A 24,581-nucleotide genomic window follows, 5' to 3' on the forward strand; every position below is an offset into this window, starting at 1 on the left:
CGGGCGGGGAGCGCCGCTCTCATTCGGCGGCGCGGCGTCGGGCACAGGCCGCGAGGGTGCGGCCGACGTCCCGGATGGCGTGCACCGCCGCCCGCTCCGTGCTGGGGCCCAGCGCCGGGTCCCAGTGCGCCACCACCGCGTACGCCAGCCGGCGCGCACCGACGATGACACCGGCATCGGCGCGGACCCCGGTGTCGGTACCGGTCTTGTTGGCCACCAGAAGCCCGTCGGGCAAGGGGTTCGGGAAGCCGGGGGCGTACGGGTCGTGATCCACCAGGGCGGGGACCAGCCCGTGGTCGGTGTTGGCGCGCATCCACTCCAGCAACCGTGCGGAGGCTGCCGGGGAGCTCATCGTGCCGCGCACCGCATGTGTCACCAGCCGTGCCAGGTCCCGGGCGGTGCCGGTGGCGAAGAGGGGCGGCACATCAGGGCCCCGGATGTCACGGACCTTGTCGTGCAGTGTGAGGCGGTCGAGCCCGAGTTCCTCCGCCAGCCGGGCCGTGGACTCGCGCCCCACCAGGCGCAGGAGCGCGTTGGTGGCGGTGTTGTCGCTGACCGAAGCGGTCAGCCAGGCCAGGTCCTCGACGGTCCAGCCGCGCCTGCTCATCCGGCGCAGCAGCCCGGTGCCGTCCGCCATGTCCTCGTCGAGGACTTCGACGGGCCGGTCGGCGAGCAGCTCCCCGGTGTCCAGTCGGCGTGAGACCTCGGCGAGCAGCAGCAGCTTCGAGGCGGACGCGACCGGCAGCACGGTGCGGTCGTCGACCCCCACCGTCTCGCCGCCGTCGATATCGATGTCGACGGCGGCGACGGCGAGGGTGAGCGGCAGCGCTGCCGAGCGCCGCGCCGCCGCAGCCACTTGGGCCAGACTCATCGGATCCTCACCACTTCTCCCGCCCGCGCCGCGGTCGGGCAGCCGCCCCTTACCGCGACCTGCCCCGCCACCACGACGGTATCGATGCCTTCGGGGGCCAGCAGCGGCCGGTCGAAGGTGGCGGTGTCACGCACCGACGCCGGGTCGAGGACCACCAGATCGGCGAGGGCCCCGTCGCGGACCACACCGCGGCCGGTGAGCCCGAACCGCCGGGCCGGCAGACCGGTCATCTTGTGCACCGCGATCTCCAGCGGGATCAGTTGCCGGTCGCGGCCGTAATGGCCGAGTACACGGGCGAAACTTCCCGCCCAACGAGGGTGCGGGCGACCGGGTTTGGGGACGCCGTCCGAGCCGATCATCGACAGCGGGCTGGCGAGCACCCGCTCGACGTCGTCCTCGCGCATGGAGTGGCTGATGATGGTCACCTCGCCCTGCTCGGCCAGCAGCAGGTCGCACGCGTAGTCGACCGGGTGGACGCCGCGCCCGGCGGCGAGGTCGGCGATGCTGCGGCCCTCGGCCTCGGGGTGCGCCTGCGCGGCGGCCACGGTGATGAGGTCCCAGCCACCGTTGCCCACGGTGTTCTCCCACCCCTTGACGCCCTGAGCGATGTCCGTCCGGATCCGGTCGCGCGTATCGGCCCGGCGCAGCCGTTCCAGCAGGGCACCGACGCCGCCCTCGCTCGTCCAAGGTGGCAGCATGGCGTGCAGAACGGTGCTGCCCGCGGTGTACGGGTAGACGTCGCACAGCACGTCCACGCCTTCGGCACGGGCCTCTTCCAGCCGGGGCAGGGTGCGCAGCGTGGCGCCCCAGGCGTGCCGGCCCGCGGTCTTGTGATGGGAGATCTGCAGCGGGGCACCGGAGCGCACCGCGATCTCCAGGGCTTCCTCCAGGGCGGTCTCCACCTGTGACATCTCGTCGCGCAGATGGGTGACGTAGGGCTTGCCATGACGCGCGGCGACCGCGGCCAGCGCGACGATCTCCTCGGTGTCGGCGTAGGTGCCCGGCGGGTAGATCAGCCCCGTGGACAGGCCGGCCGCACCCTGGCCGAGCGCCCGGTCGAGCAGCGCGCACATGGTGTCCAGCTCGTCGGGCCGGGGCGGGCGGGCCTCGAAGCCCATCACCCCGGCGCGCAGCGTGCCGTGTCCGACCAGCGAAGCGATGTGGTTGCGGCGCAGGGCAGGGTCCTGTCCGGCGGCGAATGCGTCGAAGTCCACCGCGGGCCGTACAGGTCCGAGCCCGAACGTCACTCTGAGATGCTCGGCGAGTGAAGGCAGCCGCTCTGGCAGCGAAGGGAACAGGCTCGTCCCGCAGTTGCCGCAGATCTCCGTGGTGACGCCCTGCAGCAATGGTGCGAGGCGAAGGTCGTCGACCGGCTCCGCGGTGCCGTCGGCGCCGTGAGGTGCCGCGAGGGCGTCGGAGTGCGTGTGCACATCGATGAAGCCGGGAGTGACGACCTGGCCGGTCACGTTCAGCGTCTCGGCCGCCGCGGCCGGGGTGCCGGCGGGGAGTACGGCGATCCGTCCGTCCGTCACCGCGATGTCCGCCTCCCTGGCGGGTGCGCCGGTTCCGTCGACAAGTGTGCCGCCGCGCAGCAGCAGATCGAGGGGGCGGCCCATCACAGCACCGTCGACAGGAAGGCCCGCGTGCGCTCGTGCCGCGGGTCGGTGAACAGAAGCTCCGGGGTCCCGGCTTCGACGACGGCACCCTGATCCATGAACAGGACACGGTCGGCGACCTCGCGGGCGAAGCCCATCTCGTGGGTGACCACGACCATCGTCATCCCGCTGCGGGCCAGGTCGCGCATGACGCCCAGGACCTCGCCGACGAGTTCGGGATCGAGAGCGGAGGTGGGTTCGTCGAAGAGCATGAGTGCCGGCTCCATGGCCAGTGCGCGGGCGATTGCCACGCGCTGCTGCTGCCCGCCGGACAGCTGCCCCGGGTAGTGGTCCGCCCGGTCCGCGAGACCGACATGGTCCAGCAGCTCCCGGGCCTGCTTCTCGGCCTGCACACGGGAGAGTCCCTTGACGGCGACGGGCCCCTCCATCACGTTCTGCACCGCAGTGCGGTGCGGGAACAGGTGGAACCGCTGGAACACCATGCCGATCCGCTCGCGCTGGCGCCGGATGTCACGGGGGCGCCGTTCGCGCAGGACGTGGCCGGACGGGCCGTGCTGTTCGTAACCGATCAGTTCACCGTCCATCCACACCCGCCCCGCGTCGATCTGTTCAAGGTGGTTGAAGCAGCGCAGGAGTGTCGACTTCCCGGACCCGGAAGGGCCTATGACACACAGCACCTCTCCGCTGCGGACATCGAGATCGATGCCCTTCAGCACCTCGGTGGCACCGAATCGCTTACGGACCCCACGGGCCCTGAGGATTACGTCGTTCATGCCGTTGCCTCCTTCCTGGCACGCCCGGGTACGAGATTCGCCAGGACCCTGCGCCGCAGCGGCGGGGCGGCGCCGGGGCTGTAGCGGCGTTCGACGGCGTGCTGGCCGATGCTGGCGATCGTGGTGAGTACCAGGTACCAGAGGGAAGCCACCAGTAGCAGCGCCACCACCTCGAAGTTGGCGAGATAGAGGTGTTGGGAGACGGTCATCAGATCGGCGCCCGCGATGACGGAGACCAGCGAGGTCGTCTTGAGCATGGAGATGAACTGGTTGCCGAACGGCGGGATGATGACCCGCATCGCCTGCGGAAGGATGATCCTGGACAGGATCTGACGGTTGGACATGCCGATGGACGCACCGGCCTCGCGCTGTCCGGGGTCCACGCTCTGAATGCCCGCCCGCACGATCTCGGCCATGTAGGCACCTTCGTTGATGGAGAGGCCGAGCAGGGCCGCCACGAATCCGGTGATGACCTGGTTGGACTGCCAGCTGATGAGTTTCGGGCCGTCGAACGGGACACCGATGCTGATCACCGGGAAGAGCAGGGCCAGGTTGAACCAGAAGATGAGCTGGACCAGCAGTGGTGTGCCCCGGAAGAACCAGGTGTACGCACCGGCGGTGAGACGCAGAACCGGACTGTCGGAGAGCTGCATCACCGCGACGAGTACCCCGATGACGATGCCGAGAGCCATCGAGACGAGCGTGAGCTGAATGGTCACCCCGAGACCCTTGAGGATCACGCCGTCGAACTGGTACTTGGCGACGATGTCCCAGTGCAGGTTGGGATTGACGATGACGGTGTAGGCGAGCCACACCGCGAACAGTGCGGCGGCGAGGACCGCCAGCCAGCGCCCGGGACGGGGGCGCCGGGTCACCTGGAGGGAGAGGTCCTCCTCCGGCGGTATCGCATCCGTTGTTGCGGCTGCCGGTGCCGCGCCGAGGGCGGCGCCGGGCATTTTCCGGTGGGTCATGTCCGTACTCACTGCCCGTCGTTCACGGTGGCCTCGGGCACGGCGCTGTCGCCGACTCCCCAGGTGTCGAGGATCTTCTTGTAATCGCCGTTGTCGATCAGTTCCTGCAGGGCCTTGTGGACGGCATCGCGCAATCCGCCCTGGCTCTTCGCGGTCGCGATGCCCCAGGGGGCGGTGCCGTACTGCGTCGGCAGAACCTCGTAAGCGCTGCTCTTCTTCGTGAACATCCTGGCGACGGGATAGTCGACGATGGTCGCGACTGCGCGTCCGCTGTCCAGCTGCAGCAGCCCGGTCGGTGCGTCCTCGCTCTGCGAGATCCGCATCTTCTCCTCGCACTTGGCGTTCTGTTCTTCGCCGATGTGGAGGTTCGAGCTGCCCTTGGCGAGGACGACGGTCTTTCCGCACAGGTCGTTGAGGGACTTGATGCCCTGCGGGTTGCCCTTCTTCGTCATGATGACGCCGCCGGTGCGGAAGTAGTCGACGAAGTCGACCGCCTGGCGCCGCTGGGCACTGTCCGTCATGGACGACATGACCAGATCGAAGCGTCCGGATGCCAGACCGGGGATCAGCCCGTCGAAGGCGGCATTGGTGAGTTCGAGCTTCAGCTTGAGCCGCGTGGCGATGGCCTTGGCCAGGTCGGGGTCGACACCTGTGAGCCGGGTGGTCCCGGGCTCGTACATCTCCATCGGTGGATATCCCACCGCGGTGGCCACCCGCAGCACACCCTTCTGCCGGTACTCCGCCGGGAGCAGCTCGGCTGCGGTCCGGCCGGCGGCGGCCTGCGAGGTACTGCCGGACGGGGCGTCGCCCTGGCCGGAGCGACCACACGCGGTGGCCGCGAGGGCCACCACGGCCAGAGCGGCCAGACAGCGCAGAGAACGGGGACGATTCATCGGATTTCTCCCTCACGGGGTGGCGGTGCGCCGATGCTGGCAGTCGCGCCCGGGTGAATGGAAGATGATGAAGCTATTCATGCCTGACCATCGAAATCTGTACGGGTCCGAATCTCCGTGGATGAGGGCCCCGATCGGGAACGGGGCAACGCATGCGACAACCACTCGGCCGGCGTGCACTGCTGTTCGGAACCGGTGCACTGCTCACGGGATCCACGGGCTGCTCGGCAACCTCCCGGACTGCGGCCGGACCGTCCGAGTCGGTGTCCCGGACGTCCGCGTCCGCGTCTCCACTCGCGTCCTTGCCCGCGACCACGGCCTGGCGCCCCGACCGCGCCGACGTGGACCCCACCGTGAAACTGCGCGCCGTACAGGTGGTGGAGGCAATCGGTGCGTGGCCCGCCGGGCAGGGCGGTGCGGCGGCGGCGAAGAGACGGGTGGCCGCGCTGGGCGCGGCGCCGTCACTGGTGGACCGGGCGGGCCCGCTGCGGCCCGACGCGGACGAGGCCGCGCTCCAGGTGATCGACGCGCAGTACGGCGGGATTCTGGCGGACTCGGCCAGTGTGATGGTGGTGTGCCGGCAATGGACCCCCGGGCATGCGGGCGGCACGACCGTCGACGTACGGCTGAGCCGGGCGCGGCCCCGCTGGGAGGTCACCGCGCTCCACCCCGGCCGTCCTGGCGCCGCTGCGGCGTCGCTGCCCACGGTGGCGAGGCAGGTGCTGGAAAACCCGCGGATCGGCCTGCCGCCCGCGGCGGAGGCCGACATCCGCAGTGGGCGCATCCACCCGACCGTCCTACGGGCCCTGCTGGGACTGGCCGGTACCTACCGGATGGACGTCTCCGTATTCCGCTCCGGGCATCCGCTGTACGTGTTCGGCACCGACCGGCCCAGCGATCATCCACCGGGCCGGGCCTTCGACGTATGGCGGATCGACGGGCACAAGGTCGTCGATCCGGCCACTCCGCGCCGGTTGACCGAGTCCTTCATGCGGGATGCGGCGGCGGCCGGCTCGTACAACGTGGGCGGACCGATCCAGCTCTCCGGGGGCGCGACGGTGAATCAGTTCTTCACCGACGACACCCATCACGACCATGTGCACGTGGGATTCGCGAGCTGATGCCGGCGGCACGGCTCAGAGCCTGTCGGGTGACCTCCGACCGGGCGTGGCCGCCCGGTCGGAGGTCACCCGACAGGCTCTCAGGCGCGCTGGTCGAGACCGGCGCTCAGAGGCGGTTGCGGGGCGTCGAGCAGCGAGGTGTCCACCTCGCCGACCCCCCACCCGTAGGCCAACTTGTGCACTTCCAGTACGAAGAACGAGTCGGTCGAGACGACTCCGTCGATGAGATGCAGCCTGCGGTTCATCAGGTCGGTGAAGTGATCGGTGTCCCGGCAGATCACTTCCGCCATCACGTCGTAGGTACCCGCGGTCATGATGACGTAGGAGGTCTCGGGCAAATCCCTCAGCCGTCGGCAGACCTCCTGGGCGCTGCCCGGCCTCACCCGGATGCCGACCATGGCGAACCGGTCGAAGCCGATGGTCAGCGGGTTGGCGATGCCGACGATCTGGAGGGTGCCGTTCTCCTCCATGCGCTGGACGCGGTAACGCACGGAGGAGGCCGGAATATCCAGTTCCTCGGCGATCTGGCTGTACGGGCGGCGGCCGTCCGCCTGAAGCGCGGCGATGATCTGACGGTCGGTGTCGTCCAGGGGGCTGCCACCCAGCGTGCTCATGATGTTGCTCCGGCTCTCATGTACGGCCCACCACGGTGTGCGGGCCTGGATCTTCGGTAGTACGGGCCTATCCTGCCCGGCTCAGGAGTCGAAGCCGAGGCCGAGCCGGTCCAGGGTGCGCAACCACAGGTTGCGGTGGCCGTGCGTGTCCTCGCGGGCCATGGACCACCGGGTGGCCTCGACGCCGAGATAGCGGACCGGCTCCGGGGGGAAGGGCACCGGGGGGCGGCGGATCATGGCGGGCCGGAGTCGTTCCGTGCGCCGGCCCGAGAGCAGGTCGAGCATCACCTGGGCGCCGTAGCGGGTGGCGCCGACGCCGAGCCCGGTGAAGCCGAGGGCGTAGGAGATCCGGCCGCGCGCGGCGGTGCCCGCGAACATGCAGAAGCGGGTGGTGGAGTCGATGACGCCGCCCCACGAGTGCGAGAAGCGGACGCCGGCGAGGGCAGGGAAGGCTTCGGCGAACTGGGCGGCGAGGACGTCGAAGGTGGCGGGGCGCTGGGTGAGACGCTCCTCGACCCGGTTGCCGTAGTGATAGATGGCGTCGTAACCACCGAACAGGATGCGGTTGTCGTCGGTCTTGCGGAGGTAGTGGAACTGGTTGCCCGCGTCGGTGATTCCGTGCTCGCCGCTCCAGCCGATGGCGGCGAGCTGCTCATTGCTCAGGGGTTCGGTGGTCAGCGCGTAGTCGTAGACCGGAATCATGGTGAGCGAGAGGCGCTTGAGCAGGGGCCGGTAGATGTTGGTGGCGAGGGCGACCTGCCGGGCACCGACCGCGGCGTAGGGGGTGGTGAGGCGGACCCGGCCGGCATGACGGGTGGTCAGGGCGGTGACTTCGGTGCGCTCGGCGATGCGGACCCCGAGGTCGAGGCAGGCGGCGCGCAGGCCCCAGACGAGGCGGGCGGGGTCGAGGAGCGCGTAGTCGGGGGACCACAGGCCGGCTGTCCAGAGGGGGGAGTCGACGTAGCTCCGCAGTTCGTCACGGTCCAGCAGCATGGCCTGTTCGCCGTACCGGCGGGCGAGCGCATGGGCGCCCTTGAGCCCTTCGGCCTGCCAGGGGGTGGCGGCGGTGGTGACCTTGCCGCTGCGCATGAACCCGCAGTCGATGCCATGGGTGTCCAGGTCGCGCTGGAAGGCGTCGAAGTTCTCCATGCCCAGGCGGTGCAGCAGCCGGGCCTCGGTGGGCCAGCGGTCGGCGCCGTTGGCGAGACCGTGGGTGATGCTGGGGGAGCAGAAACCGCCGTTCCGGCCGCTGGCCGCGTGGCCGCAGGTGTTCTGTTCGAGGACGAGGACGTCTCGTTCGGGGCGGGCGCGTTTGGCGAGCAGGGCGGTCCACAGCCCGGTGTAACCGCCGCCGACGACGGCGAGATCGCAGGTGGTGTCGGCGGTCAGCCGTGGCAACGGTGTGGGGTGCTCGGGCCGGTCCAGCCAGTAGGGGGCGGCCTTCGTGTCACGCAGTCGGTTGCGGTGGTCGGTGGGGCGGGGGGCTGCGGTAGTCATCTGGCGGGTACCTCGTTGCCGGCGTGGTGGGGCAGTGCGGGCCGGGGCCCCGACGCTGGTCGGGACCCCGGTCGGCGGACGGTGGAGTGGGCGAGGAACGGTCAGAGACTGATGACACCGGTACGGGTGTCGGTCATGTCCATGAGCGTCCACTTGCCGCCGATGCGACCCCAGCCGGTGGAGCGGCTGCCGGCGCCGCCGAAGGGCATGTTGATGTCCCACCAGTTGTTGCTCTCGTTCACGACGACCTGGCCGACGGCCATTTCCTCGATGAAGCGGAAGGCGGAGGTCATGCTGCGGGTGAAGACGGCGCCCTGGAGGCCCAGTTTGTCGTCGTTGGCGATGCGCAACAGGTCGTCCTCGTCCCGCCCGGTGATGATCGGGACGACCGGGCCGAAGGACTCCTCGCGGGACAGCAGGCTGTCCTCGGGCACCCCGTCCACCACGGTGAACTCGTAGTAGAGGTCCGTGGGGTGCCCTGAAGCGCGCTTGCCGCCGAGCAGGATGCGTGCGCCGCGCTCACGTGCGTCGGCCATGTGGCGGTCCATCTTGGCCGCGACACCCTCGTTGTTGAGGGGGCCGAGAACCGTCTTGGGGTCGAACGGGTCGCCGAGGGTGATGCGCTGGGCCTCGCGGAGGACGGCCTCGACGAACTCGTCGTGGATGTCGGCGTGCACGATGACGCGTTCGGTGGCGCAGCAGACCTGTCCGGCGCACGGGTAGGCGCCGTCGACGGCGGCCTTGGCTGCGGCCTCGACATCGGCGTCGGCGAGGACGACGAGCGGCCCGTTGCCCGAGCACTCCATGATGGAGCGCTTGAGTCCGGCGGCGGACTGGATCTTCGCACCGGTCGCGGTGGAGCCGATGAAGCCGATCGCGTGGATGCCCTCGTGGCGTACCAGCACATCGCCGGTGTCGCCCTCTCCGGGCACGATGTTGACGAGGCCGTCGGGCAGTCCGGCGGCAACGAACGCCTCCATCGCCTTGAGGACGGTGAGCGGGGTGTTGGCCGGCGGCTTGACGACATGGGCGTTGCCGGTGGCGAGACCGGGGGCGACGAACTCCGCGAGCATCAGCAGCGGGAAGTTCCACGGCGTGATGATCCCCCAAGTGCCCACCGGGCGCTGGAAGGTGAACATCCGCTTGGTGTTGTCGGTGGAGGGCAGCGTCTCGCCGTGCAGCCGAACGGCGTCCTCGGCGTGCAGGTGGAAGAGCTTGGCCGCCTCCTCGATGTCGGCGACGGACTCGGCGAGCGGCTTGCCCTGCTCCAGGGACTGGAGGCGGGCGAGTTCGTCCACGCGCTTGCCGAGTTCCGTACCGATGCGGTGGCAGAGCTCGGCACGGGTCCACACATTGGTCGAGGCCCAGGCCGGCTGGGCCGCATTCGCGGCACGTACAGCCGTGTCGACGTCGGCGGCCGCGGGCAGCGGGAAGGTGCCCACAAGTTCGCCCGTCGCGGGGCTGATGACCTCATGGGTGGTCCCGGAGGTGCCGTCGGTGTAGGCGCCGTTGATGAAGAGCTGGTGCCGGTCGGCGGTCGGGGTGGTCATGCGTTGGCCTCTCTGTCCTGTTCCTGACCGGGAACGGGCGCGTCGGCTCTGGACCGCGCCGGCCCGGGTCGGGTGCGAAGCGATGACTGGAGACTCGCTGAGCAATCAGGAACTGTCAAGACTGCTGAATCAGCAAAATGGGAAGTCGATCATTGCTTGTTCATGAGTATTGACAGGTGTTTTTCGCTTCATCTATAACCAGGCCCCAACGACTCTCCTGTCTGCGCCCATCCTGAGGGGAAGCCCATGTCATCCCAGCCAAAGACCCCAGCCCCACCCTCACCGGACCCTTCGGATTCCTCGGCATCGGCGGGTGCGTCCGCCCCGGCACTGCCGAAGAAGATGAGCTGGTTCGACGGATTCGCGATGTCGCTGACCATGCCGGCGGCACTCATCGCCTCGCTCGGCGCCTCCATCGGCGGCCTCGGCGCCTGGGGTGCGATCGCCCTGTGGGCGGCCTCGATGGTGCTGGCCACCGCGACCAACTGGATCTACACCGAACTGGCCGCGATGTTCCCCGACTCCTCCGGCGGGATCGCGCACTACGCGACCGAGGGCTGGAAGAAACGGGCGCCCGTGGTGGGCCCGATCGCGAGCATCGGCTACTGGTTCCCCTGGACGACGGCCCTCGCCGTCTACTCCGGGCTCATCGGCTCCTTCGTCCAGGCCCAGTGGTTCCCCGGCCAGGACTGGAGCGTGGAGTTCGGGCCGGTGAAAGTGGACTTCCCCATAGCGGTGGGACTTCTCGTGATGCTGCTGCTGTTCGGCGCCGCGATGATCGGCCTCCATGTCGCCATGTGGGTCGTCTACGTCACCGGCGGTGCGCTGCTGGTGCCGCTCGCCGTCTTCATTGTCCTGCCGCTGTTCTCCGGTGACTGGAGCGCGCAGGGCCTGCACTGGAACCTGCACGGCGCCGCGGGGTTGCGCGAGGCGCTGGTCTGGCTGTACGTCATGGCGTGGACGTCGTTCGGCGTGGAGGTGTGCGCGACCTTCGCCCCCGAGTACAAGGACACGGTGCGCGACACCACCCGGGCCCTGCGCGCCGGTGTGCTGTTCTCCCTCGGCGTCTTCATCCTGCTGCCGCTGACCCTGTCGGGGTACGTCGGTGAGAAGGCCATCGGCGAGGAACCCACCACCTTCTTCGTCGGCGCCTTCCAGGACCTGGTGGGCGGCGCCTCCGACCTCATGGTGGTCTTCCTCATAGCCTCGCTGCTGCTCATCATGATCACCGGTCTCGCCGACGGCTCCCGGGTGCTGTACGAGATGGGCAAGGCGGGGCTCACCATCAAGCAGGTGGGGGTGCTGAACAAGCGCGGGGTGCCGGCCCGGGCACTGCTGGTGGCCCTGGTGCTGAACGTCTTCGTGCTGACGGTGCTTCAGACCCCGCTGGCCATCATCGTCACCGGCAACCTGGGGTACATCCTCACCCATGTGCTGGCGGTGTCCGGCTTCGCGCTTCTGCGCAAGGACCGTCCCGACGCCCTGCGGCCCATCCGGCTGCCCCGTTTCTTCGTGCCCCTGGCCTGGACGCTGGCCGGGTTCCTCACCGTGGTGCTGGTGGTGGGTGCGACCGGCTTCTCCATCACCGGTTACGGCGGCTACACCGAACTGGGAGTGGCACTTGCCGTTCTGGTCGTGGCCGTACTGCTGTGGCTGTACCGGATCAAGGTGCAGGACCGGCACGGGAGCGACGACCGTCCGGCCTGACGGTGGCGGTGTACGTACCCGGGCAAGGCGCTGGAATCAGGCGGAGAGTGGGCCTGTGGGCAGGGGGCGGCCGCCCTTGGGCTCGGCCCCATGCGCGCACTTTTCGCCACCAGCGGATCGGGTCACTTCCACCCGCTCCTTCCTTTCATCGACGCGTGCACGGCACGGGGCGACGACGTCCTCGTCGTCGCGCCACCGAAGAGGAACCCTCGTACCGGGCGCGAGCCGAGTGCCTGTCCGACGAGATGCGGGCCACCGCCACGGGCGGGGAACTGATCGGCGCCGTCGAACCGCCCTCCTGAGCCACGACATCCGCAGCTCCGCCCATCGGCACGCCCGTACGGTGGGGTTCGGTGCGCCGAGGCGCTGTTGCGGCGTACCGGCGGGCATGGGAAAGAGATGGCACGAGTATCCGAACCCGTGATCAAGCTCGTCCGGCGTACGACCGAGCCCGTCGGAGCGCAGACCCTGCGTTCCACGGCAGCTGCGGTCATCGCCTACGTCGTGGCGGTGTGGACCCTTCCGCATCCGGCACCGCTCACGGCACCGCTCACCGCGCTCCTCGTCGTACAGGTCACCCTCTACGCGACCCTCACCACGGGGATCCGCCGGGTGAACTCCGTCATCGTCGGGGTGCTCATCGCCAGTGCGCTCAGCTCCCTGGTGGGGCTCAACTGGTGGAGCCTCGGACTGACGATCTTCGCCTCGCTGATCATCGGACGGCTGGTGCGGGTCGATGAGTTCGTACCCGAGGTGGCGATCAGCGCGATGCTCGTGCTGGGCGTCTCGCAGGTCGCCTCCACAGCCTGGGACCGCGTGCTGGAGACACTGATCGGTGCGGGCGTGGGACTGCTGTTCAACCTGCTCTTCGCGCCACCCGTGTGGGTGCAGTCCGCGGGTGCCTCCATCGACAGTCTGGCCCGCGCGATGGGACACATGTTCCGCACGATGGGGGAGGACGTGAGCGGTCACATCCCGGTCCAGCGGGCGGCCGACCGCCTCCACCAGGCCCGCCGGCTGGACCATGACATCGTGGAGGTCGACGCCTCGCTGCGACAGGCGGAGGAAGGCCTCACCCTCAACCCGCGCGTCCGGCAAGGGCTGGTCTACCGGGTCGTGCTGCGTACAGGTCTCGACACCCTGGAGATCTGCGCCGTCGTACTGCGGGTGCTGTCACGCACCCTGACCGATCTGGCCAAGGCCCGCACCGAGGAGACGCTGTTCCCCGCCGACGTGGCCGAATCCCTGACGGAGCTGTTCGGGCAGATGGCCGGTGCCATCGAGAGCTTCTCGGAGTTGATCACCACTCCGGTCGCGGAGAACGCCGAGGAGGCTGAGGACCGGCTCGCCCGCGCACTCGCCATCAGCCGTGCGACCAGGGACCGGGTGGCGAACCTGCTCCTCGAAGACGTTCAGGAGCATCCCAGGGACTGGCAGTTGCACGGAGCCCTGCTTGCCGAGGTCGACCGGATTCTGGACGAACTCGACATCGACAAGCGCACGGAACGCCTGGGCAAGGAGCTCGACCGGCGCGCGGCGCAACTCCACGAACGCCACCCCTGGCTGCGCGCCGTATCGCGCCGGCTGCGAGGCAGCCGGGCCTGAAACCATGCGGGCGGACGGTGTCACCCGGAGGCCGGAAGCCGTTCGATGGCGACCAGCGCCGCATCGTCGCCCAGGCAGCCGCCGGCGTGGCGGACGAGGTCGGCACACAGAGATTCCAGCAGGGAGTCCGGGCCCTGGCCGCACCGCGATGCGGCCCGTTCCGGGAGCGGATAGAAGGCCCCTGACCGGTCCCGGGACTCGATGACACCGTCCGTGTACAGGAGCAGGGTGTCGCCGACGCCGAAGGTGAACGTCTGCGCCGTGTGTTCGGTGACCAGCAGGTGCGTCAGACCGAGCGGTGGGGCGGGCGCCCGTACATTGAGCGGGTTCGCCTCTCCCGCGCGCAGCAGGAGCGGCGGTGGATGACCGCAGCTGACCAGCTGGAGCTCGGTGGCGGCATCGGGGATGTCGAGAACGGCCGCGGTGACAAAGGACTCGGCAAGGTCCCGGTCGTTGTCCACGCCTTCGTGAACGGCGTGGTTCTCGTCCAGTGCGATGCTCGCCTCCAGATGCGCCACCAGATCGGGCAGTTGCGCCTCCTGGCGGGAAAGAGCGTGGAAGGCACCCAGGACGCTGGCTGCCTCACCGATCGCGGACAGTCCCTTACCGCGGACATCGCCGATGATCAGGCGGGTTCCGTCGGTGGTGCGTGCGGCCGCGTACAGATCGCCGCCGATCTGCGCCTCCGCCTCCGCGGCCAGATAGACCGAGGCGATGCGCAGGGGGCCACTGCGCCTGGGCAGCGGCCGCAGCACTACTCGCTGCGCCGCCTCGGCCACCGAACGGAGCTGGGACACCGCCTGCTCGTTCCTTTCTCTCAGATGGGCGAAGAAGGTGACGAAGACAGAGATGAGAATGAGCGCGATGATCTGGTAGGTGTGATTGAGGTCGTTGATGCTCGTGCGCGCGACGGCCACCAGGGATTGGGCCAGCACGGCGACCGCACCGACGAAAGCGGTCATGCGCGGCCCGGTGAAAGAGGCAGCCACCGCAGGAGCCGCCACCAGGAACGGACCGAGGTGCACATCCGGCGGCGCGATGACGTCAACCACCGTGACGACGGCGATCAGCGCGAACGGCATCGCCACGAGAGCCTTCCTGCGCCTTGGGGTCTTCGGGAACGACTGCAGGAACCGCCGGGAAGCCATGCTTCCGGGATACCTCACCCGGTCCGCCTCCGCTCCCCGTACGGCTGATCGGCACGGCACGGCCCCGTCACTCCGTGCTGCATACCGCTCACTCGGACGGTCGCCCGTTTTCACTCACTTGCTTCGCGCGCCGCGCCGTCCGGGCCGGGCCTGGCAACGCTGAGCCCACCAACCGCCTCTGGACGAAGAGAGAACAGCATGACCGTCTCAGCCTTCCTCGCCCCGCGGATGTGGATACGCGGGCGGCGCGCGCGGACCGTCGCCGTGGCGCTCACCGCAGCCTCCCTTGCCGCGGCCGCCGGACCTGCCGCAGCCGATGGCGGTGCCGATCCGGCCGGCACCAAGCCCACGGTGGTGGTGGTACACGGCGCGTTCGCCGATGCCTCGGGCTGGAACGGTGTGGTGGAACGCCTGCAGCGTGACGGGTACAAGGTCATGGCCCCGGCCAATCCGCTGCGCGGGCTCGCCGGTGACTCCGCGTACATAGCCGGCGTGCTGAAGAGCATCAGGGGCCCGATCGTGCTGGCCGGGCATTCCTACGGCGGTGCGGTGATCAGCAACGCCGCCGCGGGGAACCCGCAGGTGAAGTCGCTGGTGTTCGTGTCCGCGCTCATGCCGGACAAGGGGGAGAGGCTGTCGGATCTGTCGGCGAGGTTCGCGGGAAGCGAGCTGAATGCGGCTCTGAAGCCGATGCCGTTCCCGGAGGCCGACGGAAAGGAGGGGGTCGATCTGTACATCCAGCCCGACAGGTTCCACGACGTCTTCGCGGCGGACGTGCCGTCGGGCACCACGGCCGTGATGGCCGCCACTCAACGCCCCATCAACGGAGCCGCGTTCATGGAAACGGCGGCTGCGGCGGCCTGGAAGACCATTCCGTCCTGGGCACTGGTGGCCACCCGGGACAAGGCCATCGCCCCGGATCTCGAACGCTTCGAGGCCAAGCGCGCCAAGTCGCATACCGTCGAGGTCGACTCCTCCCATGTCGCGATGATGTCGCACCCCGATGTCGTCGCCGATCTCATCCGGCAGGCCGCCGGAGACCGGACACCCGCGAAGTCGCTCATGGCCCCGACGGGCACCAGCGCCGTGGTCCTGGCCTGCATCGGCGGATTCACGGGCGTGACCGTCCTGACAGGCGCGGGCCTGGTGGCGGCGGCCCGCAGGCGCCGCGTCACCAAGGGCGGTCCCGACGCGGCCCTGTGACACGAAGGCGTGGAGCGCGGTGATCTCGCCGGCTCTGCCGAGGGAGCTCCGCTCCGGCCCCGGGCCGAGGCGGAGCTCCTGGGCGTCTACGGCACCGGCCGGGCACGAAGGCGCTGGAGAGGGCCGACTGAGCCCTGGTGCGGTCCGGCCGAGTGTTGTGGATCACGGACAGAGTGTGGACAGCACGTATATGGTCCGCCGGGGCACGTCATGCCCCCGGGACGTGGCAAGGACGAGGGCGGACAGTGCGGCAGAGAGCCTACGCACAGGCGATGCGGGTCATCGCCTGCGCGCTGATGGTGTGGCAGGTCTGGATGATGTGGCACATCGCCAGTTACGAGGCGTCCACAGTGCAATGGAGCTGCGACGGTACCGGCGGCTGCGCGAGCGACCAGTTCGCGGCCGTGGCCCCGTTCGCCGGAATGCTCTGCGCCGCCGCCCTCGGTCTGCTCTCCGCCCGGTTCCTGCACCGCGCGGTGCCCGGCGCGATGATCGCACTCTCCGCGGTCGCCTGTGCCGCCGGCTGGTACGACGCGGTGGCGGACGGCCGGGTCGAGTACGGCACCGTCACCGACTTCCACATCTTCTTCCCGGTCGGCCGGTTCTCCGTCTCCGACTGGCTCACCTTCCTGTGGTCCGCCGCAGGCGTGGGCTGCCTCGCCGCCTGGTGGGGTGCCGCGGTGAGCCTGCGTCGCACCGCGGGGCTGCGCAGGCTCTCCCGCCGCTACACCACGGCCGATGCGGTGCTCGAGGGGTGGCGGCCGGTGGGTCGCAGGTACGGCGAGGTCACCGTGGTGTTCGAGGACAAGGCCGGGGTGCGCCACGAGGTCCCGGCCGTCGTGGAACGCAGCGCCCTGCGACGAGACGTCCTCGCCGTGTACGACACCGACCGCCCCGGCGACCCCGCCCGAACCCGGGTCGCGGTTCCCCACCGAAAGCTGCTGCGCCGCTGATGAACCGATCGATATCGTCACTGCGCAGGCTCTTCTCCTCGCTCAGGCTGGTGGCCGCCCTCTGTATCGGACTCTCCTTCGCCGCGCTGATCCAGGGCGCCATGGACGGCCCCCGCTGGCTGCTGCTGGCCGGCATCCCCGCGACGGTCCTGGTCCTGACGATTCTCGGTGATGTGGCCGAGCCGTTGCGGACGGACATCGCGATGTCGGGGCTGCGCTCCGGCGGGCCGCGGGCCTTCGCGCCCGCCGTGGTCAACGGAGTGAAGACCGTGGACAAGAGGACCGGCCGGCCGGTCCTCGACGGGCGGTCGGTGGAGTCCGTGTTCGCCTTCGACCTGACCGTGATGCCCGACGAGCTCCCCGCGTACCGGGTCCAGGTCATTCACCCCCTCGACCTGCAGGGCCTGCTGCACCGGTCCAGGGCCGTCGTCGAGTACGACCCCGAGCAGCCCTGGCGGGTCGTCATCCCCGGCAACCCGCCGCGCGAATGGCTGGCCCGCGCGAACAGCGTCTCCCCGCCGGCCGAGGTCAAGGAGCGCGTCGGCGGGTTCCCGGCCGGTTTCTGGACGCTGGTGATGGGCGTGGCCCTCGCGGCGGTGCTGCTGGTGCTGGTGCGGCTGCTCGGCTGACCCGCGCCCGGTTCAGCCGTTGCGCGGATACTTCTTGAGCACCTTGCCGTTGATGTCGGCCCGCAGATAGGCGCCGCCGTACTCGTCCGAGACATAGACGCTGAGGGTCGGCTGGTAGTCGTCGAACGGGGATGCCGGATCGATGTCCACGTAGTGGCTGGTGGGTTCGGTGACACCGAGTTCCTTGTCCGCCCGGCGTATCAGCCCCGGGAGGGCGTCCCAGGCGAACTTGTCGAGGTCCACCGCCTTGGCGCCCGGCATGAGGGTGCCGCCCGCTCGTTCGCGGGTGGCCTCGCCGTCCCGGTACTCGTAGACGTCGTACAGGCCCTTGTCGGTCCTGACCGGGGCCTCGACGCGCGCGTGCTCCTCGTACAGCGAGAACGAGGTGACCCGGCTGCCGCCCATCACCGGCTTGAGCGCGGCGATGACGGACCGTGCCCCGGTCGGCGTCAGCAGGTCCTTGGTCTTCGCCTCGTTCGCCGTCTCCGTCTCCTTCGCCTTCTTTGTCCCGGTGGCCGACGGGCTGCTGGAGGTGCGGTCCGAAACGGGCGGCGTGCCGCCGGAAGCGTTCGTGTCCGGGGCGGGCAGCAGCGACCACACGAGGACACCGGTCAGGGCGGTCCCCGTGAGGGCGGTGGCCGTCGTGATGGCGCGGCCCCGCCGGACCCGGCGGCGGATCTCGTGCGTCCCCAGCGTCGCGGGCTCGGGCCGCGCGGGCGCGGCGACGGGCCGACGACCGGTCTCGGGCGCGGTGGCCGGGCGCCGGACGGGGGCGGTGGGCAGGACGGTGGTCGGGCCGGCCGGGCCGTGGCCGGGCGGCACCGCGTCCTGCCGTGTGGGCGTTTCCTGGCCGGGCGGTACGGAGTCCTGCGGGGCCGCCGGGCTCTGCCGAGGCGCCCCGACCGGCGCGCTCACCGACGCCAGCATCCGGTCCAGTTCCTCGGCCCCGGGCCTCGCGGCCGTGTCCCGGGTCAGCAGCGCGTTCAGTACGGGAGTCAGCGGACCGGCCTGCCGGGGCGGGGGTATCTCCTCGTTCAGCACGGCCGCCAGCGTCGCCAGCGTGGTGGCCTTGCGCAGCGGATGCCGGCCCTCCACAGCGACGTACAGCATCATGCCGAGCGACCACAGGTCCGACGACGGATCGCCCTCCTCGCCGCGAATCCGCTCGGGCGCCATGTAGTCGGGGGAACCGATGATGGAGCCGGTCGCCGTCAGGCTCGTGGACTCACGGATCGCGGCGATGCCGAAGTCCGTGAGCACCGGACGGCCGTCGGCCCGCAGCAGTACGTTGGCCGGTTTCACGTCGCGGTGGTGGATACCGGCGGCGTGGGCGGCGCGCAACGCGGACAGCACTCCGCGTCCGAGGTCGGCGGCCTCGACGGGGGTGAGGGTGCCCTCGGCGAGGCGTTCCGCGAGCGAGGCGCCGGGCACCAGCTCCATCACTATCCACGGGTACGTGTGCTCGCCGCCGTCCACGATGTGGTGGACCGTGACGACGCCAGGGTGGTCGAGCCGGGCCAGCGCACGGGCCTCGCGCAGCACCCGCGCCCGCAGCAGCCGGGCCGCCTCCGGATCGTTCTCGGCGAGCGCGGGGTCCGGAGGCCGTACTTCCTTGAGCGCCACATCGCGATGCAGAGCCAGGTCATGGGCTCGCCACACCATGCCCATACCGCCACTGCCGAGCCGGTTCACCAGCTCGAAACGGTCGTCGATCACTCGGCGCACAGGCCCCCCGGCGTTCATGGAAAGGAGGGTACTGGGCGGGTCCGCAGCGGTGCGCAGCCACCCCGTACCCCTCACGCGTCTTCGCTCGGCGTGAGCCGCAGCGTCACGATCCCCACGCTGCCGTCCGGCCGGTGGGCCGGCGCCTCCGCGGAGAACCCCGGCCGGTCCCGGGCGAAACCGAGGTCGATCACCGCTTCGACGGTCTCACCCGCCCAGTCGGCCGGGACGCGGCCGGTCAGCCGGAACCAGCTTGTGCCCCAGGCAGGCCCCCAGTCCTCGCCGATGGCGCCGGGCTCGTAGGGGGCGGCCACCGCCTCGGCGAAGGGCACCGGTTCGCGGAGGCGTGCCAGACCTCGAAGTCAAGGGGTGCCGTACGGGGATGGACAGCGGGGCGGATGCGCTCGCGCAGGGCGCGGCCGAGCCGTTCCTCGGTCAGTGTGCGGTCCTCATGCATGAGTGAAGGGCCCCTCTGAATGAAATGTGTGCGGCGCGGTGGTGGTTCACGGGAGCTCGTCGAAGCCCACGCAGGGCAGTGACATCCCGTCGGCCAGGGCCAGGAGCTTCTCCAGCCGGGCCGGTGTCACATGGTTGGCCTCAGCGAGATCGGTGGAGTGGTAGGGGAGCGCGAAGTCGGCGGCGAAGGCGCGGGCCGCGGTGGGGATCGGCATCGACGGCGCCGACCACTGTGAAGTCCGAGGGAAGTTCGAGGAACGTCGGCATATGGACGGCGCGGGCGATGTTGCCCGCGCCGACGAGCAGTACACGATGGGGAGACACAGTCACAGGGGGCCGCCCAGGCCGAGGGCGTGAGCCACCGAGGTTGGTAAGCGTTTTCCAGCACCTCGGTAAAGTGCGCTCCCAGTCGACCAGGGTGATGTCGCTGTCGAAGGTGCTGGGCAGATACCGGCTCCGGGCGAGGGCCCGCAGCTGGTGCCAGCGGTCTCGTTCAGCACGTCGAGATCGGGCGCGCCCCGGACGGGGTAGAGGATGATGCCGTCGACCCGGTCCTCGACGGCCTGGTGCAGCGCCTGGTCCTGGCGGGCGAGGGAAGCGGCGTGATCGGCGTGCGCCGTGTCGGTCATCCGGACCGCGGAGTCCGAGAAGAACAGCCGCAGCCCGCGCTCCGAACAGCCGGAATCGACCCCGCGCAGCACTTCGGACTGGTACGGCCCCTGGCCGCTGATGATGCAGGCGACCACACCGGATCTGTGGGCCGAGGCGGGTTCCGCGGTCCGGTCCGAAGGATCGGCGACAAAGGTACCCAGACCCCGGCGGCGTACCAACAATCCTTCCGCGACAAGGTCGTTGAGTGCCCGGACGGCGGTGGTGGAACTGACCCCGAAGCGCTCGTGCAGCTGGTTCTGAGTGATGAACGGAGCGCCGGCCACGTACTCGTCACGTGCCACCTCGGCCCGCAACTCATCCTTGATGCGCTGGTACTTGGGTCCGGACGTACCCATCCAGCCGCCACCCTCTCGGATTTGACGCGTCAATCGGCGTTGATCACAGCGTGGTGGCGGTTAACGCATTATTTCAAGGGGGTTGCAGCGAACCGATCGGCAACTCAGTGCGCTAAGCAGGGGAGTTGTCGATTCAATGCGTCAATCGTCAATCCAGTGGTCCGGACGAGGGCCTCAGCCGGTCGGGCGGGGTGGCGGTGCCGTGCTGGCACGCACCACCAGTCGCGACGGCACGGCGAGCGTGCGCGGCGAAGCCGTCGCGTCGCCGAGGGCCAGCAGCAGCGCCCGGCGGCCGATCTCTTCTAGCGGCAGCCGCACCGTGGTCAACGCGGGTGTGACGTCGCAGGCCACCGGAAGATCGTCGAAGCCGACGACGGAGACATCGGCGGGCACGCTTCGCCCGAGGTCGTCACGGAGCGCCGCGAGCGCCCCGAGCGCCATGGCGTCATTGAGTGCGAAGAGCGCGGTGATCCCCGGCGACCTGCGGAACAACCGCACCGCAGCGGCCCGCCCGCCGTCCCGGGTGAAGTCGGCCTCGACGCGATGGCGCTCCTGAACGGAGATGCCCAGTTCGGCCGCCCGCTCCAGGAAGCCGTGCAGCCGGTCCTGCACGGAGACCAGCGCCAGCGGTCCGCAGATGATGCCGATCTCCGTGTGCCCCAGCTGGGCGAGATGCTCGGCGACCGCCCGGCCGCCCTCGCGGTTTCCCGGCACGATCGTGTCCACCGGAAGATCCTGGTGCGCGACCGCGGTCACCCGGCCGCCCTGCGCCGCGAACGCCTCCAGCTCCTGGGTGAGCGCGGGGCTCCCGCCGGTGAAGCCCGAGCCGGCGAGGACGACGGCGCGGGCCCGCTGAGCCCGCAGCCGTGCAACGTACTCTGCCTGGAGTCCGGGCTCATGGAAGGTGCCGGCCAGCATCACGAGGAGCTTGTGGTCGCGGGCGACCTCCATGACGCCGGCCGCGATGGCGGAGTAGTAGGCGTCGTTCACATCGTGCACGATCAGACCGACGATGGACGTCGTGGACTGCACGAGCGCGCGGGCCGGCGCGTTGGACACATAGCGGAGCCGGGCGGCCGCCTCCAGGACGCGCTCCTGCAGCTCCTGGGTGACGTTGCGGTTGCTGTCGCTGAGGACACGCGAAGCCGTGGCGAGCGAGACCCCGGCGACCTGCGCGACCTGCTGGAGCGTCACGGCGGACGGCGGGCGGGGACGGGCGGAACGTCGCTTGACCTGGCTCTGCATAGGGCTACGATAGCTGCACTGAAAGCGTTTTCCCATTGCGCACGCAATAGGAAACCCGGCACCGGGAACGTCCTGCCGCCCCTCGGTCAGTCCGTGCTCCATCTACCCGGCGCGGTCGGCGGCATCGTGGCCGGACAGCGGTGGACGGCATCACCGCGGAAGGCGTACAACTTCGCCCGTGTGCCGCGGGCGCGCAGCCCGGAGAGTTCGTCGATACCGCGGTGCGCGATGTCGGCAACGGCGACCGCACGTGCGTCCGCTTCGGGGGCAGTCCCCGGCTCGGCGAACCACACGGGGCTGCGACTGGAAGGCGACTCAGGAGATCGGCTTTGACGATGTCTTCCAGTACGAAGACTTCGCGAAACCCCCGGGTCGGCGGAGCGGCACTCTCGAACAGCTCCACCCCGAGCTGGGGGCAACGTCCTACGAGGCCTGGGTGAACAAGGCGAACAGACACCCGTACTGAAACGGCATAGGAACGAGAAACCGATCGGTTCGTTGCCGATGTGCCGGGGTATCGGGGGCCGAGCGGCCGACGGCTTGCCACTCACTCATGGAAGGGCAGCAAGACGCCGGCCGTTTCTCTGAGGCAGGTACTGCGTGACACAGGTACTACGTGACACAGGTGCTACGTGACGCAGGTACTACTTCGGCGGGCGGACTTTCTCGCTGCCCTTGGTGCCCTGCTGGTCACTCTGCTCCTGCAGCTTCTGGGCCTTCTCCTGGAGCCGCCGGCGCTGCTCAGGGTCGGTGGTGCGCTCAGCGGCCTCGGTCATGTGCCGGGCCTTCTCGCGCAGCTGCTGCGCACGGTCACCGGATTCACGTGCAACGCTCATCATCGCTCCTTGTGCGGTTGGGAAGAGCTTGCTCCATCAGAGAACCAGCGTCGCCGGTTCACCGCACCTCGAATCGTCACTCAGCGTTACGATGTGCCGTGGGGGTGGTGTGGCGCTGGCATGATCGAGGGCATGAACGAGAGCATCATCGCCGCGTGTGACGGGGCATCGAAGGGCAATCCGGGGCCTGCGGCCTGGGCGTGGGTCGTGGCCGATGCGCAGGGGCGACCGGAGCGCTGGGAAGCGGGTCCGCTGGGAACCGCCACCAACAATGTCGCCGAACTCACGGCACTGCAGGAGCTGTTGGAGTCCACGGATCCGTCCGTGGCGATCGAAGTACGGATGGATTCGCAGTACGCGATGAACGCGGTGACGAAGTGGCTGCCGGGATGGAAGCGCAACGGCTGGAAGACCTCGGCCGGAAAGCCGGTGGCCAACCGTGACCTGGTGTCCCGCATCGACGCCCTGCTGACCGGCCGGACCGTGGACTTCGTCTATGTGCCCGCCCATCAGGTGGACGGAGATCCGCTCAACGCCCTCGCCGACCAGGCGGCCAGCGAGGCTGCTGTGGCGCAGCGGCCGGCCGGTACCGCGCACGGCTCGCAGCTGCCGACGCCCGCTCCGGCCCGGGCGACCGAGGGGCGGGGCAGGAGTGCCCCGGCGAAGAAGGCAGGGGGCGCGGCACGCTCCGCACGCTTGGGTGGAACCATCCGGGCCAAGTTCGCGGGCCGCTGCCACTGCGGAAAACCTTACGCGGCACAGGAGATGATCGCCAAGAACCCGAACGGCTGGGGCCACCCGGAGTGCCGCACCGCGCCCGCCTGAGGCACGGTCGGTCGGGCCTGCGCACCCGGTGCGGGCCCGACGGAGGCGGAGCGCCGGCCGGAGCGGGCGAGTGGCCACGCGAAATGAGGCCCGCGTGCCATGATGCGGCTCCGACGGCAGCGTCCGCAGTGCTCTGCCGATGCCGCCGGCAACGGCGACACGCTGGGGGGCGTATGGGAAGCACGGGAACGGTTCTGCGCGAGTTGCGCGGCGCACAGAAGACGGCCAAGGGGGTGTCGCTGTACTCGCGGTACGTGAACCGCCCGGCCGGACGGGTGTTCGCGGCAGGTGCATACCGCATCGGACTGACACCCAATCAAGTCACTTTGATCAGCGCGGCATTCACCTTCACCGCCATCGCCTCGGTGGCTCTCGTCCGGCCGTCCTGGGGGCTCGCGGTCGCGGTGTACGCGGGGCTCGTCATCGGCTTCGCCTTCGATTCGGCCGACGGGCAGCTGGCCAGGCTGACCGGCAGGGGAGGTCCGGACGGCGAGTGGCTGGACCATGTCGTCGACTGCGCCAAGATGATCCTCGTACACACCGCCGTGCTGATCTCGTTCCAGCGGTTTTTCGATCTGCCGGCCGAGGGCTGGCTGCTCCTGCCGCTGGGCTTCCTGTTCACCGCCGTGCTGACCTTCTGCGCCGGGCTGCTGCGCGAACAGCTGGGGAAGGCGGCCGCCTTGCCCACGGCGGGCAGCGGTGCCGCGGCCCCGGTGTCCCGGGTGCGGGCCGTGGCACTGCTGCCTGCCGACTACGGGGTGTTCTGTCTGGTGTTCCTGCTGCTCGGCGACCGGACCGCGTTCCGCATCGGCTATGCGGTGCTCGCCGTCGTGCACGCACTGTTCCTGGTGGCGTTCCTCGCCAAGTGGTTCAGGGAGCTGACAGCGCTCCGGACTGCGGACTGACGAGCGTGTCCAGCGCCCGGCGCAGCTGGGTGCTGGACGTGTGCACGGTGTACGGGAAGTAGACCACCTCGACGCCGACCTCGGCGAAGTCGCGCTCCAGCCGCTTGCCCTTCTCGGTGTCCCGCCAGTCGTCCCCCTTGAAGATGACGTCGAACCTGACCTGCTGCCAGGTCTCGACCTTGTCGGGCACGGTCTCGACGAACGCAGCGTCCACGTAGCGGACACTGCGTACGATCTCCAGCCGTTCCGGCAGCGGAATCACCGGTTTGTGGCCTTTGGCGAGTGCGGCCATCTCGTCCGAGACGACGCCCGCGACGAGGTAGTCGCACTGGCTGCGGGCATGCCGCAGGATGTTGAGGTGTCCTATGTGGAAGAGGTCGTAGACCCCCGGCGCGTAGCCGACCCTGTGCACCATCCGTTCTCTCCCCCCACGG

The 24,581-nt window shown here is 69.7% G+C and carries 26 protein-coding genes; 9 read left to right on the plus strand and 17 right to left on the minus strand.

Annotated features, from left to right (window positions below; all coding sequences use genetic code 11):
- Positions 1 to 19 precede the first annotated feature (19 nt).
- The 5 genes from IEZ15_RS17435 to IEZ15_RS17455 are packed head-to-tail and all read right to left on the minus strand — an operon-like array spanning position 20 to position 5,124.
- The gene (locus IEZ15_RS17435; protein ID WP_114242926.1) at positions 20 to 871 is read right to left on the minus strand and encodes a serine hydrolase; all 852 of its coding nucleotides are present in this window, start codon (positions 869 to 871) and stop codon (positions 20 to 22) included.
- A complete protein-coding gene (locus IEZ15_RS17440) occupies positions 868 to 2,487 on the minus strand; it encodes an N-acyl-D-amino-acid deacylase family protein (RefSeq protein WP_189277857.1) in 1,620 nt (539 codons plus the stop codon). Before IEZ15_RS17440 ends, IEZ15_RS17435 begins: the two co-directional genes overlap by 4 nt.
- A complete protein-coding gene (locus IEZ15_RS17445; protein WP_114242924.1) occupies positions 2,487 to 3,260 on the minus strand; it encodes an amino acid ABC transporter ATP-binding protein in 774 nt (257 codons plus the stop codon). Before IEZ15_RS17445 ends, IEZ15_RS17440 begins: the two co-directional genes overlap by 1 nt.
- Positions 3,257 to 4,231 (minus strand): amino acid ABC transporter permease, encoded by a 975-nt coding sequence (locus IEZ15_RS17450; RefSeq protein ID WP_229845934.1) that lies wholly within the window; start codon positions 4,229 to 4,231, stop codon positions 3,257 to 3,259. The genes IEZ15_RS17445 and IEZ15_RS17450 overlap by 4 nt, the downstream gene beginning before the upstream one ends.
- Positions 4,232 to 4,239: 8 nt before the next feature.
- Positions 4,240 to 5,124, minus strand: coding sequence for an ABC transporter substrate-binding protein (locus tag IEZ15_RS17455; protein WP_114242923.1), 885 nt, complete (start codon positions 5,122 to 5,124; stop codon positions 4,240 to 4,242).
- A 302-nt stretch (positions 5,125 to 5,426) separates the two neighbouring features.
- Here IEZ15_RS17455 and IEZ15_RS17460 point away from each other — a divergent pair, with 302 nt between their 5' ends.
- Positions 5,427 to 6,245 carry a hypothetical protein gene (locus IEZ15_RS17460; RefSeq protein WP_229845935.1) on the plus strand — a complete coding sequence of 273 codons (819 nt, stop codon included), beginning with the start codon at positions 5,427 to 5,429 and terminating at the stop codon, positions 6,243 to 6,245.
- 80 nt (positions 6,246 to 6,325) lie between these two features.
- On the opposite strand, the gene IEZ15_RS17465 is transcribed toward IEZ15_RS17460, so the two are convergent.
- The 3 genes from IEZ15_RS17465 to IEZ15_RS17475 all read right to left on the minus strand — a co-directional run bounded on the left by IEZ15_RS17465 (position 6,326) and on the right by IEZ15_RS17475 (position 9,906).
- Positions 6,326 to 6,859 (minus strand): Lrp/AsnC family transcriptional regulator, encoded by a 534-nt coding sequence (locus IEZ15_RS17465; protein ID WP_114242922.1) that lies wholly within the window; start codon positions 6,857 to 6,859, stop codon positions 6,326 to 6,328.
- Between the two features lie 81 nt (positions 6,860 to 6,940).
- Positions 6,941 to 8,356: an NAD(P)/FAD-dependent oxidoreductase gene (locus tag IEZ15_RS17470; protein ID WP_189277859.1), complete on the minus strand. Its 1,416-nt coding sequence runs from the start codon at positions 8,354 to 8,356 to the stop codon at positions 6,941 to 6,943.
- A gap of 101 nt (positions 8,357 to 8,457) precedes the next feature.
- A complete protein-coding gene (locus IEZ15_RS17475) occupies positions 8,458 to 9,906 on the minus strand; it encodes an aldehyde dehydrogenase family protein (RefSeq protein WP_114242920.1) in 1,449 nt (482 codons plus the stop codon).
- A 246-nt stretch (positions 9,907 to 10,152) separates the two neighbouring features.
- Between IEZ15_RS17475 and IEZ15_RS17480 the strand changes: the two genes are divergently transcribed.
- The 3 genes from IEZ15_RS17480 (at position 10,153) to IEZ15_RS17490 (ending at position 13,218) form a co-directional block, all read left to right on the plus strand.
- On the plus strand, positions 10,153 to 11,613 hold the full coding sequence (locus tag IEZ15_RS17480) for an APC family permease (protein ID WP_189277861.1): 1,461 nt from the start codon (positions 10,153 to 10,155) through the stop codon (positions 11,611 to 11,613).
- 155 nt (positions 11,614 to 11,768) lie between these two features.
- Positions 11,769 to 11,915, plus strand: a complete 147-nt coding sequence (locus IEZ15_RS17485) for a hypothetical protein (protein ID WP_189277863.1) — start codon at positions 11,769 to 11,771, stop codon at positions 11,913 to 11,915.
- Positions 11,916 to 12,012: 97 nt separating this feature from the next.
- A complete protein-coding gene (locus tag IEZ15_RS17490) occupies positions 12,013 to 13,218 on the plus strand; it encodes an FUSC family protein (protein ID WP_189277865.1) in 1,206 nt (401 codons plus the stop codon).
- A 20-nt stretch (positions 13,219 to 13,238) separates the two neighbouring features.
- On the opposite strand, the gene IEZ15_RS17495 is transcribed toward IEZ15_RS17490, so the two are convergent.
- Positions 13,239 to 14,366 carry a PP2C family protein-serine/threonine phosphatase gene (locus tag IEZ15_RS17495; RefSeq protein WP_189277867.1) on the minus strand — a complete coding sequence of 376 codons (1,128 nt, stop codon included), beginning with the start codon at positions 14,364 to 14,366 and terminating at the stop codon, positions 13,239 to 13,241.
- Positions 14,367 to 14,564: 198 nt separating this feature from the next.
- On the opposite strand from IEZ15_RS17495, the gene IEZ15_RS17500 reads away from it, so the two are divergent.
- The 3 genes from IEZ15_RS17500 to IEZ15_RS17510 all read left to right on the plus strand — a co-directional run bounded on the left by IEZ15_RS17500 (position 14,565) and on the right by IEZ15_RS17510 (position 17,151).
- Positions 14,565 to 15,569: an alpha/beta fold hydrolase gene (locus IEZ15_RS17500; protein ID WP_229845936.1), complete on the plus strand. Its 1,005-nt coding sequence runs from the start codon at positions 14,565 to 14,567 to the stop codon at positions 15,567 to 15,569.
- A gap of 245 nt (positions 15,570 to 15,814) precedes the next feature.
- Positions 15,815 to 16,522, plus strand: coding sequence for a hypothetical protein (locus IEZ15_RS17505; protein ID WP_229845937.1), 708 nt, complete (start codon positions 15,815 to 15,817; stop codon positions 16,520 to 16,522).
- Entirely contained in the window at positions 16,522 to 17,151 is a 630-nt protein-coding gene (locus IEZ15_RS17510) for a hypothetical protein (protein ID WP_189277869.1), read from the plus strand. The genes IEZ15_RS17505 and IEZ15_RS17510 overlap by 1 nt, the downstream gene beginning before the upstream one ends.
- A gap of 12 nt (positions 17,152 to 17,163) precedes the next feature.
- On the opposite strand, the gene IEZ15_RS17515 is transcribed toward IEZ15_RS17510, so the two are convergent.
- From IEZ15_RS17515 to IEZ15_RS17545, 7 genes are all read right to left on the minus strand, one after another.
- On the minus strand, positions 17,164 to 18,894 hold the full coding sequence (locus tag IEZ15_RS17515; RefSeq protein WP_189277871.1) for a serine/threonine-protein kinase: 1,731 nt from the start codon (positions 18,892 to 18,894) through the stop codon (positions 17,164 to 17,166).
- A gap of 53 nt (positions 18,895 to 18,947) precedes the next feature.
- Positions 18,948 to 19,205: a hypothetical protein gene (locus tag IEZ15_RS17520; RefSeq protein ID WP_189277873.1), complete on the minus strand. Its 258-nt coding sequence runs from the start codon at positions 19,203 to 19,205 to the stop codon at positions 18,948 to 18,950.
- A gap of 171 nt (positions 19,206 to 19,376) precedes the next feature.
- Positions 19,377 to 19,544 (minus strand): hypothetical protein, encoded by a 168-nt coding sequence (locus tag IEZ15_RS17525; RefSeq protein ID WP_189277875.1) that lies wholly within the window; start codon positions 19,542 to 19,544, stop codon positions 19,377 to 19,379.
- A 111-nt stretch (positions 19,545 to 19,655) separates the two neighbouring features.
- Positions 19,656 to 20,336, minus strand: coding sequence for a GntR family transcriptional regulator (locus IEZ15_RS17530; RefSeq protein ID WP_189277876.1), 681 nt, complete (start codon positions 20,334 to 20,336; stop codon positions 19,656 to 19,658).
- Positions 20,337 to 20,510: 174 nt separating this feature from the next.
- Positions 20,511 to 21,581, minus strand: a complete 1,071-nt coding sequence (locus IEZ15_RS17535) for a LacI family DNA-binding transcriptional regulator (RefSeq protein WP_189277878.1) — start codon at positions 21,579 to 21,581, stop codon at positions 20,511 to 20,513.
- Between the two features lie 86 nt (positions 21,582 to 21,667).
- On the minus strand, positions 21,668 to 21,874 hold the full coding sequence (locus tag IEZ15_RS17540) for a hypothetical protein (protein WP_189277880.1): 207 nt from the start codon (positions 21,872 to 21,874) through the stop codon (positions 21,668 to 21,670).
- Positions 21,875 to 22,225: 351 nt separating this feature from the next.
- Positions 22,226 to 22,417, minus strand: coding sequence for a DUF6381 family protein (locus IEZ15_RS17545; RefSeq protein ID WP_157987020.1), 192 nt, complete (start codon positions 22,415 to 22,417; stop codon positions 22,226 to 22,228).
- Positions 22,418 to 22,549: 132 nt separating this feature from the next.
- Between IEZ15_RS17545 and IEZ15_RS17550 the strand changes: the two genes are divergently transcribed.
- Positions 22,550 to 23,242: a ribonuclease H family protein gene (locus IEZ15_RS17550; RefSeq protein WP_114248809.1), complete on the plus strand. Its 693-nt coding sequence runs from the start codon at positions 22,550 to 22,552 to the stop codon at positions 23,240 to 23,242.
- Between the two features lie 173 nt (positions 23,243 to 23,415).
- Positions 23,416 to 24,147, plus strand: coding sequence for a CDP-alcohol phosphatidyltransferase family protein (locus tag IEZ15_RS17555; protein ID WP_189277882.1), 732 nt, complete (start codon positions 23,416 to 23,418; stop codon positions 24,145 to 24,147).
- On the opposite strand, the gene IEZ15_RS17560 is transcribed toward IEZ15_RS17555, so the two are convergent.
- Complete coding sequence (locus IEZ15_RS17560) at positions 24,113 to 24,562, minus strand: FAD synthase family protein (RefSeq protein WP_114242908.1); 450 nt, start codon at positions 24,560 to 24,562, stop codon at positions 24,113 to 24,115. The two genes, IEZ15_RS17555 and IEZ15_RS17560, sit on opposite strands and share 35 nt — an antisense overlap.
- Positions 24,563 to 24,581 lie beyond the last annotated feature (19 nt).

It is taken from the genome of Streptomyces atratus (assembly GCF_014648655.1).
In the GTDB taxonomy this organism is placed as follows: Bacteria; Actinomycetota; Actinomycetes; order Streptomycetales; family Streptomycetaceae; genus Streptomyces; species Streptomyces atratus.

What these genes read in the sequence shown, in the direction of transcription:
- IEZ15_RS17560 (WP_114242908.1), bottom strand. Translation starts at nt 24,562, where the DNA reads ATGGTGCACAGGGTCGGCTACGCGCCGGGGGTCTACGACCTCTTCCAC.
- IEZ15_RS17550 (WP_114248809.1), top strand. Translation starts at nt 22,550, where the DNA reads ATGAACGAGAGCATCATCGCCGCGTGTGACGGGGCATCGAAGGGCAAT.
- IEZ15_RS17530 (WP_189277876.1), bottom strand. Translation starts at nt 20,336, where the DNA reads ATGGGTACGTCCGGACCCAAGTACCAGCGCATCAAGGATGAGTTGCGG.
- IEZ15_RS17465 (WP_114242922.1), bottom strand. Translation starts at nt 6,859, where the DNA reads ATGAGCACGCTGGGTGGCAGCCCCCTGGACGACACCGACCGTCAGATC.
- IEZ15_RS17455 (WP_114242923.1), bottom strand. Translation starts at nt 5,124, where the DNA reads ATGAATCGTCCCCGTTCTCTGCGCTGTCTGGCCGCTCTGGCCGTGGTG.
- IEZ15_RS17545 (WP_157987020.1), bottom strand. Translation starts at nt 22,417, where the DNA reads ATGAGCGTTGCACGTGAATCCGGTGACCGTGCGCAGCAGCTGCGCGAG.
- IEZ15_RS17525 (WP_189277875.1), bottom strand. Translation starts at nt 19,544, where the DNA reads ATGCCGATCCCCACCGCGGCCCGCGCCTTCGCCGCCGACTTCGCGCTC.
- IEZ15_RS17490 (WP_189277865.1), top strand. Translation starts at nt 12,013, where the DNA reads ATGGCACGAGTATCCGAACCCGTGATCAAGCTCGTCCGGCGTACGACC.
- IEZ15_RS17510 (WP_189277869.1), top strand. Translation starts at nt 16,522, where the DNA reads ATGAACCGATCGATATCGTCACTGCGCAGGCTCTTCTCCTCGCTCAGG.
- IEZ15_RS17435 (WP_114242926.1), bottom strand. Translation starts at nt 871, where the DNA reads ATGAGTCTGGCCCAAGTGGCTGCGGCGGCGCGGCGCTCGGCAGCGCTG.
- IEZ15_RS17515 (WP_189277871.1), bottom strand. Translation starts at nt 18,894, where the DNA reads ATGAACGCCGGGGGGCCTGTGCGCCGAGTGATCGACGACCGTTTCGAG.
- IEZ15_RS17480 (WP_189277861.1), top strand. Translation starts at nt 10,153, where the DNA reads ATGTCATCCCAGCCAAAGACCCCAGCCCCACCCTCACCGGACCCTTCG.
- IEZ15_RS17440 (WP_189277857.1), bottom strand. Translation starts at nt 2,487, where the DNA reads ATGGGCCGCCCCCTCGATCTGCTGCTGCGCGGCGGCACACTTGTCGAC.
- IEZ15_RS17475 (WP_114242920.1), bottom strand. Translation starts at nt 9,906, where the DNA reads ATGACCACCCCGACCGCCGACCGGCACCAGCTCTTCATCAACGGCGCC.
- IEZ15_RS17445 (WP_114242924.1), bottom strand. Translation starts at nt 3,260, where the DNA reads ATGAACGACGTAATCCTCAGGGCCCGTGGGGTCCGTAAGCGATTCGGT.
- IEZ15_RS17535 (WP_189277878.1), bottom strand. Translation starts at nt 21,581, where the DNA reads ATGCAGAGCCAGGTCAAGCGACGTTCCGCCCGTCCCCGCCCGCCGTCC.
- IEZ15_RS17555 (WP_189277882.1), top strand. Translation starts at nt 23,416, where the DNA reads ATGGGAAGCACGGGAACGGTTCTGCGCGAGTTGCGCGGCGCACAGAAG.
- IEZ15_RS17500 (WP_229845936.1), top strand. Translation starts at nt 14,565, where the DNA reads ATGACCGTCTCAGCCTTCCTCGCCCCGCGGATGTGGATACGCGGGCGG.
- IEZ15_RS17450 (WP_229845934.1), bottom strand. Translation starts at nt 4,231, where the DNA reads ATGACCCACCGGAAAATGCCCGGCGCCGCCCTCGGCGCGGCACCGGCA.
- IEZ15_RS17470 (WP_189277859.1), bottom strand. Translation starts at nt 8,356, where the DNA reads ATGACTACCGCAGCCCCCCGCCCCACCGACCACCGCAACCGACTGCGT.
- IEZ15_RS17495 (WP_189277867.1), bottom strand. Translation starts at nt 14,366, where the DNA reads ATGGCTTCCCGGCGGTTCCTGCAGTCGTTCCCGAAGACCCCAAGGCGC.